The organism is Candidatus Hydrogenedens sp. (assembly GCA_035361075.1).
Classification (GTDB): Bacteria; Hydrogenedentota; Hydrogenedentia; order Hydrogenedentales; family Hydrogenedentaceae; genus Hydrogenedens.
The window spans coordinates 59,678-74,351 of the sequence record DAOSBX010000005.1; the positions used below are offsets into that span (position 1 = coordinate 59,678).

General features: G+C 35.4%; 14 protein-coding genes. 2 read left to right on the forward strand and 12 right to left on the reverse strand.

Translation table 11 applies throughout. The features are described from left to right. Positions 1-18: 18 nt before the first annotated feature. From PLJ10_02620 to galK, 3 genes are read right to left on the reverse strand one after another with little or no spacing between them, the layout of a single operon-like run. A complete protein-coding gene (locus tag PLJ10_02620; GenBank protein HOK08536.1) occupies positions 19-711 on the reverse strand; it encodes a hypothetical protein in 693 nt (230 codons plus the stop codon). Further along, positions 699-1,736 carry a deoxyguanosinetriphosphate triphosphohydrolase gene (locus PLJ10_02625; GenBank protein HOK08537.1) on the reverse strand — a complete coding sequence of 346 codons (1,038 nt, stop codon included), beginning with the start codon at positions 1,734-1,736 and terminating at the stop codon, positions 699-701. Before PLJ10_02625 ends, PLJ10_02620 begins: the two co-directional genes overlap by 13 nt. Before the next feature lie 5 nt (positions 1,737-1,741). Then, on the reverse strand, positions 1,742-3,100 hold the full coding sequence (gene galK / locus PLJ10_02630) for a galactokinase (protein HOK08538.1): 1,359 nt from the start codon (positions 3,098-3,100) through the stop codon (positions 1,742-1,744). Positions 3,101-3,268: 168 nt separating this feature from the next. On the opposite strand from galK, the gene PLJ10_02635 reads away from it, so the two are divergent. Then, complete coding sequence (locus tag PLJ10_02635) at positions 3,269-4,252, forward strand: hypothetical protein (protein HOK08539.1); 984 nt, start codon at positions 3,269-3,271, stop codon at positions 4,250-4,252. Between the two features lie 11 nt (positions 4,253-4,263). Here the strand turns inward: PLJ10_02635 and PLJ10_02640 are convergent, their stop codons facing one another. From PLJ10_02640 to PLJ10_02675, 8 genes are all read right to left on the reverse strand, one after another. Continuing rightward, positions 4,264-5,292 carry a Gfo/Idh/MocA family oxidoreductase gene (locus PLJ10_02640; protein HOK08540.1) on the reverse strand — a complete coding sequence of 343 codons (1,029 nt, stop codon included), beginning with the start codon at positions 5,290-5,292 and terminating at the stop codon, positions 4,264-4,266. A gap of 22 nt (positions 5,293-5,314) precedes the next feature. Next, the gene (locus PLJ10_02645; protein HOK08541.1) at positions 5,315-6,127 is read right to left on the reverse strand and encodes a phosphatidylinositol-specific phospholipase C/glycerophosphodiester phosphodiesterase family protein; all 813 of its coding nucleotides are present in this window, start codon (positions 6,125-6,127) and stop codon (positions 5,315-5,317) included. A gap of 33 nt (positions 6,128-6,160) precedes the next feature. Beyond that, entirely contained in the window at positions 6,161-6,631 is a 471-nt protein-coding gene (locus PLJ10_02650; protein ID HOK08542.1) for a hotdog fold domain-containing protein, read from the reverse strand. A 101-nt stretch (positions 6,632-6,732) separates the two neighbouring features. After that, the gene (locus PLJ10_02655) at positions 6,733-7,959 is read right to left on the reverse strand and encodes a 6-phosphofructokinase (GenBank protein HOK08543.1); all 1,227 of its coding nucleotides are present in this window, start codon (positions 7,957-7,959) and stop codon (positions 6,733-6,735) included. Positions 7,960-8,305: 346 nt separating this feature from the next. Then, on the reverse strand, positions 8,306-9,685 hold the full coding sequence (locus PLJ10_02660) for an MBL fold metallo-hydrolase (protein HOK08544.1): 1,380 nt from the start codon (positions 9,683-9,685) through the stop codon (positions 8,306-8,308). Next, positions 9,682-10,260: a hypothetical protein gene (locus PLJ10_02665; protein ID HOK08545.1), complete on the reverse strand. Its 579-nt coding sequence runs from the start codon at positions 10,258-10,260 to the stop codon at positions 9,682-9,684. Before PLJ10_02665 ends, PLJ10_02660 begins: the two co-directional genes overlap by 4 nt. Further along, complete coding sequence (recN, locus tag PLJ10_02670; protein HOK08546.1) at positions 10,253-11,938, reverse strand: DNA repair protein RecN; 1,686 nt, start codon at positions 11,936-11,938, stop codon at positions 10,253-10,255. The genes PLJ10_02665 and recN overlap by 8 nt, the downstream gene beginning before the upstream one ends. A gap of 3 nt (positions 11,939-11,941) precedes the next feature. Further along, the gene (locus tag PLJ10_02675; protein HOK08547.1) at positions 11,942-12,694 is read right to left on the reverse strand and encodes a TlyA family RNA methyltransferase; all 753 of its coding nucleotides are present in this window, start codon (positions 12,692-12,694) and stop codon (positions 11,942-11,944) included. Positions 12,695-12,788: 94 nt separating this feature from the next. On the opposite strand from PLJ10_02675, the gene PLJ10_02680 reads away from it, so the two are divergent. Continuing rightward, positions 12,789-13,565 (forward strand): cohesin domain-containing protein, encoded by a 777-nt coding sequence (locus PLJ10_02680; protein HOK08548.1) that lies wholly within the window; start codon positions 12,789-12,791, stop codon positions 13,563-13,565. 104 nt (positions 13,566-13,669) lie between these two features. Here the strand turns inward: PLJ10_02680 and PLJ10_02685 are convergent, their stop codons facing one another. Then, positions 13,670-14,515: an SGNH/GDSL hydrolase family protein gene (locus tag PLJ10_02685; GenBank protein ID HOK08549.1), complete on the reverse strand. Its 846-nt coding sequence runs from the start codon at positions 14,513-14,515 to the stop codon at positions 13,670-13,672. Positions 14,516-14,674: the final 159 nt, after the last annotated feature.

The following is a 14,674-nucleotide window of genomic DNA, read 5'->3' on the forward strand; positions in this document are numbered from 1 at the left end:
CAAAATAATAGGAATATTCTAAATATTATCAATAATTAATTGCTTTAAGCGGGGAAGAAATTGATAACAACCTATTTGTGCGTTGTTAATTACATGTTCATGGGTTAGAATTGATGAATCAAAGCAGTAGTTCGTGATACATGAGAACATGGCTGTTTTTATCCTGTGTTTTAATGACCAATAAAGTTCAGGAGCACCACTCATCCCTACAACATCACCACCCATTTCTAAAAATAAACGAAGTTCGGATTTTGTTTCATAGTTAGGACCTACCACCCAGATATACGTTCCGTTATTATGATAATTGTTAAATATCCATGAAGGGATTAATTCATTTGGTAGTTTAATTCCATGATATGTAATGGGAGTTATCCGATGTATTGCTATAAATGAAGGGAGAGGAAATTTATTTTTCAATCCACCTACTGCATTTATGAGTATTAAGTGAGACACTCCCTTTTCTTTGAAATATAAGAGAAATTCACAAATATGTTCCGATGTGTACCCCTCATACAAATGAATTCTTCCATTACATATTAATGTAGGTATTGAATGTAATGTGCCCTCTAATATTTGATAACTATGTCCCTTTATGTTTCCGTAGAATTTTGGAAAAATTTCTGCGAATGTTCTTTTGCTATGGCAGGTATCTAATATGTTGGAGAAGTCCAACCCTGAGCCAGTAATGATGCCTAATTTTATGTGTGCCATGGTGATGGTAAGAAAAGTTTTTGGTAAGTATTTAGTGCATATTCATCTGTCATGCCTGCAAGAAAATCAATAACTTTACGCTCCAACGTCTCTTCAGTATTGGCATAATTCTCATGCAGTTCTTTAGGTGGATATTTCATTAAATAATGGAATAGTTCGCTCACAATTCGTTGTGCTTTATTAATTTCCTTCGCAATTGGTGGTGATGGGTATAATTTTTCGAACAAAAATGTTCTTAGTTCAACAATTGCATCTCTAATTTCTGGAATAATTTGAATTGTCTGCTTATCTATGGAACCTTCTATCACGCCTCGAACCATAGTATCAATTTGTTTTGAGGGAGTAGTACCGAGGATTTTTATTGCGTGTTGTGGCAATTCTTTGGTTGTTAAAATACCCGCACGAATAGCATCATCAATGTCGTGAGTGATATATGCAATAACATCACTAAGGCTGACTACCAATGCTTCAAAACTAATCCCTTCTGGACAAGGCTCTCCTGACAAAATGCATTTTCCCTTTGAATGGTCACGAATGCCTTCCCGAACCTCATATGTGAGGTTAAGACCTTTTTTTCCCTGTCTTTGTTCGAGGATATCGACGACACGTAAACTCTGTTCAGCATGATTAAATCCGAACGAAGATAATTCGTTAAGTACTCGCTCTCCAGCATGTCCAAAAGGTGTATGTCCCAGGTCATGTCCTAAAGCGATAGCTTCTGTAAGGTCTTCATTTAGTCTTAACACACGTGAAATAGAACGTGCTATCTGGACGACTTCAAGAGTATGAGTTAACCGTGTTCGATAATGGTCACCTAATGGAGCAAGAAAGACTTGTGTCTTTCGCTTTAACCGTCGAAATGCCTTTGAATGGATAATGCGGTCACGGTCTCGTTGAAAACATGTACGATAGGGGTCATCTTTCTCAGGTGATAACCGACCTCTGGAATTTTTAGCAAGGCAAGCAATAGGGGAGAGCCATAGTGCTTCTCTTTCTTCATATAATTCGCGGAATGTTTTTTCCATAAATATTAAAGCTCCGTTAAATATGAAGCAGAAGGGCTTGTCTCGGCAATAAACATACCTTGTGCTGATGAAAGTCCCAAATATTGTTTGTAGTATTGTTGTTCAACATATTCCATAAATTGTTCGACTTTTTCGTTAGGAACAAGATTTACAGTACATCCACCGAAACCTGCGCCAGTGAGCCGTGAGCCAATGGCTCCTGCTCTACGGGCAATGTGGGTTAATGTGTCTAATTCAGAAATACTTATTTGATAATCATTAGCACAGCTATAATGTGATTCATTCATTAATACACCAAAGGTATAAGCATCATTTGCTAATAAAGCATCTTGGCACTTTTCTACACGACTATGTTCTGATATAACATGACGAATACGTGCTTTTAACGGGAAACCTGCTGGTGGCTCTTCGACATCAGGTAACCATCGTTCTCTTACTTCTTTAGGGGATAATTCGAGGAGATAAGCGATTTCTTTTATTGACAAATGGTCTTTATGAATAACATGTTCTGTTAGTTCGTGTATTTCTTTTGAGGAAAGACATAAATCACCCGTCCATAAATCGCTTAACCTCTCTATATGGAAGGTATTGCCTAATTCTTTCTGCATATAGTGTTCAATTAAAGCACAAGAAAGACGACATAAACGAGGTCCTATGTTATATCGTGACAAACATTCGCCTGTTTTTTGTGCACGAATAGTAGAGTCGCAAACAACAAAAGTATAGTTCTCAAATAATGGAATTAAATGGGTACGTATTGGAAAGAAATCAATTTTGCAGGCATGCCCTTTTGCACCGTTTAATATAACAGTCTGGTCCATACCTCCACCGCGTGTGCCAACGAAATGCTCTGCTTCCGCCATTAATTCCGCTAATTCAGAGCGAGTAATGTCTTTATCCAATTCTTTCCCTAATATTTTTAGGTAAACAAGAGAGGCTGTTACTACAAGGGCAGAAGATGAACTTAATCCTGTAGCAATAGGAAGATTACTACTTATATAAAGGTTAAAACCTGGGTAATGTTTAATTTTGTATTTTTGATTTAATGCAATAATCGCCGCCTTAATATAATTATCCCACGAGCCTGTAGGCGAGGGAGGTATGAATGGTGCATTTGATATGCACATTGATGGGAATCGGCTATCTTCGTTTACAAGATAAATTTGATTATCGTTGCGTGGAGTAAATATAGCATGGACTTCTTTGTTTAACGTGATGGGTAATACTGAAAAACCATTATAATCTGTATGTTCACCAATCAAGTTTACCCTGCCTGGAACACGACATAATCCTATTTGTTTGGGATTAACATTTTGACCCGGAAATTTTTCTAATATCTTTCTTATATCTGCATTTTTAATCATACATATCTCTCTATTTTTTACTTCAGAAACATTTATTTATCTAATTAAGGATTTCCAAAAAGTATTTAATTATACAAATTTTATATCATCAAATTATCAATATAATGTTCAGCAAGGTTAAAATATGGATAAACAAATTAGATACTTTTATTAGTTTATATCAAGAATATGTCTATTAGAAAAAAAATATATTTTGTAACACCCTTTAATATTACTGATTATCCGCTTTCGTGGAAAGCATATTATTGTGTAGAGTTGTTTTCAGAATTAGCGAAGAGAGGATATATAGTAACATGGCTTCAACCATCTAAAGATATTTTTTCATTGAATTTGTTTCCATCTCTTTCACGATGGAGAGATTTTTTTGTCATTAATATTGGAAATTATTATACCTATCGTTGGTATATGCCTTTTTTCTTATCACGATTGAAAAAGGTTAGTAAAGATGTTCGACCGTTTATTCTTTTTGAAATTATTGATAAGAACCCCTTACCTATAAATATTGACCAGGATTATTTTGTAATTCCCATTATTTTCTCTTTAGGTCGAAAATGGATTCCGACAGATGAGTTTCCAGGACCCGTAATTGTTCCTGATAAAAAGACATTTATTGAGTTAGTAGAAAGAGGGATTCCTCATACCTACCTAAATTATATACCATGTGCATACAATCGTTATGAAAATGTAAGTAATGAAAATTGTCAAGATTATTTAATCCTGATTATAGACAGCAATAGGGAATTAGAAAAAATATTTGGTTTGTTAAAAAGACAAATACCTGGACAAAGTGTAGTTTATTTTTCAAAAAAAGTTTTTAAAATGCTTAAAAATAATAATTTTTGTGAAATATTAACATCCTTTCAAAATAATTACAAGGAAATAATAGTAGTTCTCGGTAATGGCTTGTTCCATTTGGCATTAGAACTTTCAGCCAATGGTGGAATTGTAATAATGCCCAAAGAACGTTATTTTATTGATAACAAAATAGATATAAATATCATCTATTATAATAGTTTTTCAGAGATCCCATCTATTGTAAATGAAGTTAAGGGAAGAAAGGAGGCTATTGTTAAGCCTATAATAGATTTGGCACCTTGGAAACAGGCAGTTGCAAAAGTTGAAGAAATAGTAGCCGAAACTGTGAAAACGTAATGGGAGCGTTCTTAATGTAGTATAACTTTTTGATTTATTTGTGCGGATTGATAGATAGCATCCAATACTTCCATATAGTGTAGCCCATCTTCAAAATTGGGATGGTATGATTTCCCAAAAAGAACCGCATCAATGAAATCTTTCTCCACACTCCAATTTTTTAAGTCGTAGTATTCATCTTCACGACGTTGAATAGGAATTTTATCCCCAGTTTTTTTGTATTCGTAAAGGACATCCTCTAAAACATCATAAAAGAGGGTTTTATTTTGTGTGATTATTTCAACCGTTTCCGTAGGAATTGTGGACATCCCTGAAATTGTTAATTGCGCTGTCGCTCCACAGTCAAGTTCCAGACATGCTGTCACTTGGTCAGGGATCTGGATTTCAAGAAGTTCTCCAGTTTCTGTTTTACGAGTAGGCGTGAAAATTTGATATGTTCCAAAAACACTTTTTGTCCAGCCAAACCATCGGTGAATTAATTCAATATACATTCCTAAAGTAAGTACATTTTGCCCTGATAATCGATGATCTTTCCGCCAATGAACAGGTTTATTTGGGTCAAGATTGAAATCACAAAGGCTGGTAATACGGATTAAATGAATATCGCCTAACGTGCCTTCTCTTCTGAGTCGCGCAATTGTTTTGTCATAAGATAAACCAAATGGGACAGGACAAAGCCCAGCAACTTTCCCAGTTCTACATGCTGTTTCGTACATCTGTTTTGCTTCAAATAAATTCATAGCCATCCGTGCTTGACAAAACACATGTTTCCCTGCCTTTAATGCAGATATACTAACTGGGGCATGTAAATAGGGCCAGGTCCCAATCCAAACAATATCTACCTCTTTATCTTGAACTAATTCTTCCCAGCAAGAATACGTTTTGGGGATGTTGAATTCCTTTGCTACACGTTTTGTAGATTGTTCTGTTCGATTGACAACACCCATAAATGTTATATCAGGGATTTGCCTTAATCCGGGGATATGCCGTTCCCTACAAATATTCCCCAAGCCGACGAAAGCCACTTTTAGTTCCGGCATATGTCGAGCCTTTCATTTATTTTTATTTCATCTTATTTTTTAGGAACTCAGATAACCTATTTGGAAAATCTGTATTTAGAAAGTCAACACCTTCATTATATAAAATGTCCCAACATGCTTCAGTTTGAGGTGCTCCCCAAAAACGAATTTTTCTGCCTTGTTGGTGTGCTTTAGAAACGATCTCTTTAAGTTTTGCCCGTTCTTTTTCAGGCATTTCACCGATACCTAACCAGCTAAATATTTCAAACCATGAATGACTAATCCATGGAATAATATCAACAGATGGGTTCTTTTCTAAATCTCCAACTCTACCATCAATAAATACGTATCTATTTTCGTCTTTTATGATTGCTTCGCGTGGAACAGCACCAGAAATAACAATTGTCACCGCACCCTTTATTTTTTTACCATTCTCTATCCTTGTTAAGTAAGATTTATATGGCTTTAATTGTTCTTTTAACACTAAATATGTTTCGTCAGGCTGACCTTTAAAATCAATAAGCAACCAGAAATCTGAAGCCGTTGAATACACATATCCTTGATTCTTTTCCACGAGTTCAAATAATGGTTTTAAGTACATGTCTTGTAAGTTACGTTCAGCAGTGCATTTGTCCAAGTCATGAGCAACTAACAGGTCACCATTGACTAAATGTATATCTGCCTCTACACTACAGAATCCGTTATTTAATGCTTCGAATAGTGGTTGTTTTCGAAGGTAATCATTGTGGGAATGAGCCCGATTCAGAGGTGTTATTTTATCATCAGTAAAAGCTGAGATAACATTGACTGATACGATGAAAAGTAATAATATTATTTTATTAAAAGGTGATTTCATGACTTATTATTTATTTATGTTTTTCGTTTTTCTTTATTCAACATTTTGTGTGGAAGGTGGAGAATAGGGTGTTATCATTGCTGAGGCAATGGCGTGAACCTTCTCCCTGTAATTATAAACTTTGCCACTTAAAAATAATACTTTCCGACTTTTACCCGATACCGATATTTCAATAGTAAGTGCTGGTGAATTTGCAGGTACAGGATTAATTAATGAAAATTCAGTGTGAATTGGAATACATGGCCTTTTTGCAACAGAGTAAGCAAAACAGTAAAATGCTTCATTTAATGCCTCAGATATATACCCTGGGTGAAAAAAGCCAAGGTTATCTTGAAATTTTGGATTTACTGGTAAAATGAAAACTATACTTTTGCCTACTTGAACACCCGCCACACTCATCTTTAATTCTGTAAAGGTTGGGGATGGCCATTTTAGGAATATCTCATTACTTTCAAGGTTATATTGTGAGAATGAACTAAAAAACTGTTCCGTTAAATTGTCCACCTTCAATTCTCCCATTTGGAGTTTCGGAAAAATAACACACTATTACATCTATAGAATGCTATTAATTATAGCCAATATTGTGAAGTTTTTCAAATATATTATTATAATTTATTAATATCCACCTCAGGAGCATTTAACTGTTCACATACTGGTAACGGTCCAATAAGGGGACGAAGATAGTCAATATATGCACGTGTTATTCCATTGCCCTTTTCATTGATATACTCATCGCTCATATACTTTGTTTTATTTGCAATGGCTTCTAATGGCTTTAATTCATAACAAACCGCATAATCAGCTATACGTTGTATAGAGATAGAACCTGTTAAATTTTGTCCCGCTGAAAATTGAACTGCTTTTTCACCAACTTCGCGGGCTTCTTTTTGGTCAACCTCGCTGACACACCCTAAGAAACTCCGCTGTGGATAACCTAACGTATCTGCACGTGCTCTCAACTTTTTAATTCCTAATTCAGCAAATCTTTCTTGAAGGTATACAACAACGCTATCACCCAATGCACCTGTTCCAGATAGTTGTTTATGCCCAAAATCATCCACTTCACCTTTTGTAAATTTTTCAGTAAATGTTTTTCCATCTTTATCACGAACCCCTTCTGACATAGCAATGATACAACGGCCTAAGCGGTTATATACTTCTTTTACATCTTCAAATAACTTTTTCAGGTCAAATACCCGTTCTGGTAAATAAATTAGATGGGGTCCATCATCAGCGTATTTCTTTGCATAAACAGAAGAGGCTGTCAGGAAGCCTGAATGACGCCCCATAACAATGACAATATGAATCCCTGGCAAAGCTTTGTTATCTAAATTAATGCCTGCAAATGCTTGTGCCACATATTTCGCTGCGGAGGGAAATCCAGGGCAATGGTCATTTTCTACTAAATCATTATCTATTGTTTTAGGAACATGGATTAATCGTAGCTGATAATTTTCTTCAGATGCTGATTCGTTAATAATTCGACATGCTTCAGAACTATCATTTCCCCCAATATAACAGAAATAACGGATGTTATATTTTTTGAAAACTTCAAATATTTTTTTACAGTACTCTTTATCAGGTTTATCCCGTGTTGATAAGAGTGCTGAAGATGGAGTTTGAGCAATCGCTTCTAAATGATGGGAGGAAATTTCTGTCAAGTCCAATAAATTTTCTTTAACAATCCCTTTTACCCCATGCTTTGCACCAAAAATGCGAGTAATTTGTGGATATTTTCTTGCTTCTGTGATAATCCCAACTAAACTTTGATTAATAACCGCAGTTGGTCCGCCTCCTTGGGCTACAAGTAAATTTCCTTTTATCGTTGACATGGATTCTCTCCTTCTTGATAGGGTTCTTTTTAGTAAGTTAATAAATAAAACAGAATAAAATTGGCAATATTATGCCACTTTTTTATTCTAAAATACAAAAGACAATTTGCCTACTCATAAATCTAAACGAAACATAAAATCTCTAAAAAGAATTAAGTAGCTATATCTATAAGAAAGTAACAACAGTCCAAACGCTATTTCTAATTCTCCTAAAGCATGGATTAACTACAATAATACCTTATCGAGAGAAGGGGGTTAAGACCCAAGATGCAAATAAGTTTTCCTCAGCTCTATTTATATTACAAGACATAGTGGCTATAATAGATAGACTGTTTGGATAGAGTTGTTAAATGTCAACGGGTTGACGGTATTTTAATATAGAAAGATTGTTAACGCCTTTTTCTTTCAAAGCAGAATAAAGAGCTTGTATTGCCTTCGGTTCACCATGTACTAAAAATATGTTTGTATCCGTATTTGCATAGTGTGCACCGAAATCAATAAGTTCCGACCTACCAGCGTGTGCACTAAATTCATTCATTATTTTAACCTGTGCTTTAAGTTCCACCATTACGCCTAAAATTCGAACTCGTGGTTCTTTTTCCACGATTTTTCGTCCTAAGGTATATTCTGCTTGAAAACCAATAATTAAAATTGTATTTTTAGGGTCAGATATATTGTTTCGCAAGTGGTGTAGAATACGGCCATATTCACACATACCAGAGGCAGATATAATAATGGCAGGACCTTTCAGAGTGTTTAGTTCCATTGATTCTGTTTGTGAACGAATATATCGTATCCGTTTCAAATCAAATGGATTCCCTGCATTTCGCAATTGTTGTTTGAAGTCTTCGTCAAATGATTCCATGTGAAGGCGAAACACTTCTGTAATATCTACCGCAAGTGGACTATCCACAAACACGGGTATATCTGGGATTCTATTTTGAGTTTCTAATCGATGTAATGCATAGATAAATTCTTGAGTTCGTTCTAATGCAAAGCTGGGGACAATTATTTTTCCTCCTTGATGGACTGTTTCTTTAATAATCTCTTCTAATTTAGCGTCCATCTGTTCCATATTACCATGGTCTCGGTCACCATACGTGGATTCCATAATCAGGGTATCACAAGGCTTAGGTTCCCAAGGGTCTGCAAGAATCGGCATATTTTTACGTCCTATGTCCCCTGAAAAGATAAGCCGTTTCCACTTTCCAAATTCACGATATTCCAGCTCGACCATAGCAGAGCCAAGTACATGCCCAGCATCATGGAATGTTAAAAATATATCGTTTGCAATCTGAAGACGCATTTCATAAGGGATGGATACAAAACGTCTCATAATTTCGTGAACGTCATCAGAGCTATACAACGGTGGTATAAAAGTCATATTTTTCTTCGATAACCACTGGGCATCTTTTTGTTGTATATGAGCACTATCCATAAGCATGATTGAACATAAATCTCGGGTTGCAGGGGTAGAATAAATGGGTCCCTTATAGTTCTTTTTCCCAAAATAAGGCAGTAACCCACTATGGTCGATATGAGCATGACTTAAAACAATACAATTTATTTTATTAATATCTAATGAATTCTGTCGGTTCTTTTGGTCTGCTTCCATCCGTCTTCCTTGAAATAAACCGCAGTCTAATAAAATTTTTGTCCCATCAATTTCAAGGAGATGTTTACTTCCTGTAACTTCTTCTGCTGCTCCGTATGAGGTTATTTTCATGAAGTTGCCTCCCTATTTCGAATTATGGGTGGATGAGATTTAAACCATTCAACACATCGTTGAACCAGGTGTTTGGGATTGCTATCAAATATTATATTTGCCCCTGTCTTTTTTTCGATGATTGGAAGTATATCATCAATATGGTCTGCTACACCTCCAGTCCCCATCAAAACCCCAATAGGACGTCCCTCATCATAAGCAATAGCAAATTCGCCCAACGTTCCAGAACGGCCTCCTACGATAATAATAATATCGCAACTACGAACACCTATAACCTCACGCCCCATCAAACCAGAACCTGTGTAAATCATAACGTCAATATTATCTAATGGACTACCATAGACATGGATATGTTCATATTCACTAAGGGCAGGAGATACACCAATGGTTAAGCCTCCTTTTGATTTACATCCTTTAACTGCTTCGTGAGGTAATCCAGGACAACCACCTGTAAGAATAACACAGTCCAGCTCTGCAATAGTCTCACCTAAAATTCTACATTTTTGAGCTATTTCTGGGGAAATAACACCCCCAGCTGAGCCCATAACGCCTATCTTTATCTTGGGTCTATCCATTCGATTTTACTCCTTTCTTTTGCATTTCTTTTAAGAGTTCATTTGCATGTTTCAAACTTATTTCCGAGACAGAACCATCTAACATTCTCGCAATTTCTTTAATTCTATCTTCTTTTTGCAGTAATTTCATTTTCGTAACTGTTCTTTCATTTTCTATCTCTTTTAATATTTGGAAATGTGTTTTTCCCATTACCGCTATTTGTGGTAGATGTGTAATAACGATAACTTGGTGATATTTCGCTAATTCTGCAAGTTGATGTGCTACACTTCGTGCGACAATGCCTCCAACCCCAGCATCTATTTCATCAAAAATTAACGTTGGGACCTGGTCAACATTTGTTAATACTGTTTTTAATGCAAGCATTATTCGTGATATTTCACCGCCAGAGGCAATTTGTCTTAGGACTTTCTCATTCTCACCTAAATTCGGCGTTAATAAAAACTCAATTTGTTCAATGCCATGTTGATTTAGGGGACAAGGCTCTATTTTTACCCGAAATACCGCCTCCTTCATTCCTAAATCTTTTAGTAAACGTGTTACTTCTGTAGATAAGATTTCTGCTCCTTCGCGCCTACGCTTTGATAGTATTTCTGCTTCACGGGTAATATCCTCATAAAGCACGTTGGTTGTTTGTTTTAATTCTTCTAATTTTTCTTCACTATTCAATACGGCTTCGAGAGTTGAACGTGCTTTTTTTGCATATTCAAGCACTTCTTCTATACTATTCCCATATTTTCGTTTTAATCGGTTTATTTGATTTAATCGTTGGTTTAGTTGTTCTATCTCTTCGTCACTGATTTCCACAAGGTTAGTGCATCGTTCACATTCACGGTTTAATTCATTTAATTCACATTGAATTTCTTCCAATTGGTTGAAATACGATTCGAAAGAGGAGTCATGTTTCTTTAATTCTCCTACCATCATTTGGACTCTATTCAGAAAGGTTAAAATACTTATTTCAGAGCCAGTTAAGAGTTCTACAACTTCCCTTGCACTTTTCCGTATATTTTCCAAATTTGTAACATAGGCAAGTCGGTCCTTTAGTTCCTCGTCCTCTCCTATTGTCGGATTTACTTGTTCAATTTCATTTAATTCATGTTTTAACAATTCGATTTCACGGTTCTGCCTTTTTTGGAGTTCTTCTATTGTTCTTATCTCATCCTCTATTTTTTTAATTTGATTGTATTTCTTTTTTACCGATTCAGAAATGGTAAGTGCGTCCGCATACGAATCAAGAAGTTCTAATTGGCAGATGGGTTTTAACACAGACTGGTGCTCATGTTGCCCATGAAAATCAACAAGCTCATTGCCCAAATTTAAAAGAACATTTACTGGCACAGGACGTCCTGAAAGCCATGCTTTGCTTCTACCATCAGATGAAATAACACGGGAGAGGATAAGTCGGTCATCATCTAACTCAATTTCATATTCCTCTAAAATAACTTTCACAGAATTAGGAACCGTTGATATATGGAACACCGCATCCACTCTGGCTTTATCAGCCCCAGACCGAATTACATCTATAGAAGCCCGTTCTCCCAATGCCATTTGAAGAGCCTCTACAATAATAGATTTTCCTGCACCCGTCTCACCTGTAAGGATATTTAATCCATCGGAAAACTGTATTTCCAGCTTGTCAATTAAAGCAAAATCTTTAATATAAAGCGATTCTAACATTACTTACCCTTTTTCTAATGTTTTATCCTTGTTCAAGGCAAGGTATGCAAGAAACTCTTGATTCCCTGCAGGTCCTTTTATTGGTGAAGGAACTAAACCAAGAACTTCAAATCCTAAAGTTTTAGCTTCTAATAATACTTTATCTACCGCTTTCATTATAATCTCGGTGTTTTTAACCACTCCACCTTTTTCAACATATTCACGACCAACCTCAAACTGAGGTTTAATTAATATTACCCCTTTTGATGGTCTATCTACTAATAAAATAACTTTGGGAAGAATCAATGATAATGAGATAAAAGAGCAATCAATGGTGAAAAAGTTGGGTTTTTCTGGTAATTGTTCAGGTTTTAATAATCGTATATTACAACGCTCCATAACCACAACACGGGGATTATTTCTTATAGCCCATGCTAATTGACCATATCCCACATCGACCGCATAAACTTTTTTTGCTCCATACTGTAATAAACAATCTGTAAATCCACCTGTTGATGCACCGATGTCAATGGCTACAACAGAGTCAACATTTATATTAAAATGTTTTAATGCATGCTCTAATTTAACACCCCCTCGACTTACAAAACGATTATCTTGAATAACTTTAAGTTCAATGTTTTCTGGAACTTTCGTGCCTGGTTTATCTAAACAGGTGCCATTCTTGTCAAAGACTTTACCAGAACGAATTAGGGATTGAATTTGTGCTCGTGTTAGATTTAACCGCTTTTGCAAAAGAACATCTAATCGCTCACGCATAATCAGAATAAAATTTCTGTTTCCTATTTGATTTTATTAAGTTTTTTTAGGGTATTATTATCTTATACAAAAAGGATAGAAAAAGGAAAATGACATGCAAAAAAAATTATGTATATGGTTAGTATTTTCAATATTTATGTTTATTTTAAATTGTTCGTTTGCGGAAGGAATCTTAACCATTTCTGATATTCAAGTTCCAAGCCCATGTGTATTTAAGATACCCATTCAATGGAATAATAATTCATCAAATATAAGTACACTTGTTATACAGTGGAATATTGATAATCCAAATTTATATTTTTTGGAAGCTGAACCCTCCACAGAGGTTACAAATAAAGGTAAAAAAATAATGATTCAAAAAACAGGACAGCAACTTAACTTTGCAGTTTTTGGAGGGACGGAATCTATTCCCGACGGTGTACTTGCACATGTTGTTTTACAAATAACAGAACCTTTACAGGAAAATAATCAGATTTCTATTGCGACTATTACCGCAAGTGGGGCAGATGGGAAAGCACTACCACAAGATGTAAGTATATCTTCTGGAAAAATAACCATAAAAAATAATTCTAATTACCATACCGCTGATACAAGCAAAGATTGGACTATTAACATGTCAGAATTGCTGAGAGTTGTGCAATTATTTAATGCTCGTGAATATCATTGTGAACAAGGGACAGAGGATGGGTATGGACCCTACGGAGGGAGTAGAAATTGCCCACCACATAAATCGGATTACAATCCTCAAAATTGGAAGATTCAACTGGACGAATTATTACGGGCTATACAATTTTTCAATCATCCTGGTGGTAGTTATCATCCAGACACAAACGGTGAGGATAAATATGCACCAGGACCATTCTCAAAATAACGCAAACTAATCACCTTTTTAAACGACTGAACAATTTTCTAACGTATAAAATTGAAAGAAATTAAGATAATTTTATAATAATATTTTAATTGAACTCTTTAATATTACTTTTTTCCAATATTATTTTGTGAGGGAAGAGGATTTAATAGCCAATCTTTGTAGACAACATCAACGCAGTACTTTGCCAAATAATAATACCCCTCTCCACTTAAATGAACATTGTCCATCATAGCATCCTTGTCATTGCAAAAATCCGGATTTCCGCCAGGGAATGGTTGGTAGTCCGGGTATTGACCCGGAAGAGGAACTGTTTTAGGAAGAATATCATCTTCTACCCCAAAATAATACTGCATTAATCCGTATGTCTGAATATGACGGCATCTCTCTATTTTCTTACAGAGTTCCATCCGCCTCCGCGACAACTCAGCACCAGCCATGTTTAGTTCTTGACACCGAGCTTTACCTCTACCTTTATTAATGTAATCATATTCAACCAGAGCTACTCGAAGGTTTGGTTTCATATCTAATAATGCCCTGATAACAGTCTCCGTATCCTTTACAATTTGTTGAAAAAGAGATTCTTTTGCCTCGGGTGGCATATCTATTCGCCAATTGTTCAGAAAATCATTGCCACCAATGCTTAGATGAATAATGTCAATAGTAGGATAATGTTCCAATTCTCTACGAACTTGGTCAAGCCACTTCGGATTTGTCCACTGTGATACTTCACTACCAGGAACTGTTGTATATAGTCCTATCTCTTCATATTCACCTAAACCCGAATCCTGTAAGGCATCTCTTAATGAACGGTTCAAATACATAAACCATGCCCAACTATCACCTACCATTAAAATACGTGGAGTTTTAGCCTCTACTGAAAAATGAAACAAAATACAGAAAAATAAAATTAATAAAAGAGTCTTAGTAAAAAGATGGTAATTTTTTTTCATTTAAATTAACCCTTCCTTTGATTATGATATATATTAGAAAGACTTTTATTTGTTTTAATTGGTTTTATTTTTTTGGAAAAATAATTTAGATTAAATAGAAATGAAATTTCAATTGTAAGATAGCTAACAATTAAGTTTTGGTGAAAATAGAGAAGGTAA

Excerpts from the sequence above, each read along its gene's own strand:
- PLJ10_02620 (HOK08536.1), bottom strand. The coding sequence starts at position 711 with ATGGCACACATAAAATTAGGCATCATTACTGGCTCAGGGTTGGACTTC.
- PLJ10_02625 (HOK08537.1), bottom strand. The coding sequence starts at position 1,736 with ATGGAAAAAACATTCCGCGAATTATATGAAGAAAGAGAAGCACTATGG.
- galK (HOK08538.1), bottom strand. The coding sequence starts at position 3,100 with ATGATTAAAAATGCAGATATAAGAAAGATATTAGAAAAATTTCCGGGT.
- PLJ10_02635 (HOK08539.1), top strand. The coding sequence starts at position 3,269 with ATGTCTATTAGAAAAAAAATATATTTTGTAACACCCTTTAATATTACT.
- PLJ10_02640 (HOK08540.1), bottom strand. The coding sequence starts at position 5,292 with ATGCCGGAACTAAAAGTGGCTTTCGTCGGCTTGGGGAATATTTGTAGG.
- PLJ10_02645 (HOK08541.1), bottom strand. The coding sequence starts at position 6,127 with ATGAAATCACCTTTTAATAAAATAATATTATTACTTTTCATCGTATCA.
- PLJ10_02655 (HOK08543.1), bottom strand. The coding sequence starts at position 7,959 with ATGTCAACGATAAAAGGAAATTTACTTGTAGCCCAAGGAGGCGGACCA.
- PLJ10_02660 (HOK08544.1), bottom strand. The coding sequence starts at position 9,685 with ATGAAAATAACCTCATACGGAGCAGCAGAAGAAGTTACAGGAAGTAAA.
- PLJ10_02665 (HOK08545.1), bottom strand. The coding sequence starts at position 10,260 with ATGGATAGACCCAAGATAAAGATAGGCGTTATGGGCTCAGCTGGGGGT.
- recN (HOK08546.1), bottom strand. The coding sequence starts at position 11,938 with ATGTTAGAATCGCTTTATATTAAAGATTTTGCTTTAATTGACAAGCTG.
- PLJ10_02675 (HOK08547.1), bottom strand. The coding sequence starts at position 12,694 with ATGCGTGAGCGATTAGATGTTCTTTTGCAAAAGCGGTTAAATCTAACA.
- PLJ10_02680 (HOK08548.1), top strand. The coding sequence starts at position 12,789 with ATGCAAAAAAAATTATGTATATGGTTAGTATTTTCAATATTTATGTTT.
- PLJ10_02685 (HOK08549.1), bottom strand. The coding sequence starts at position 14,515 with ATGAAAAAAAATTACCATCTTTTTACTAAGACTCTTTTATTAATTTTA.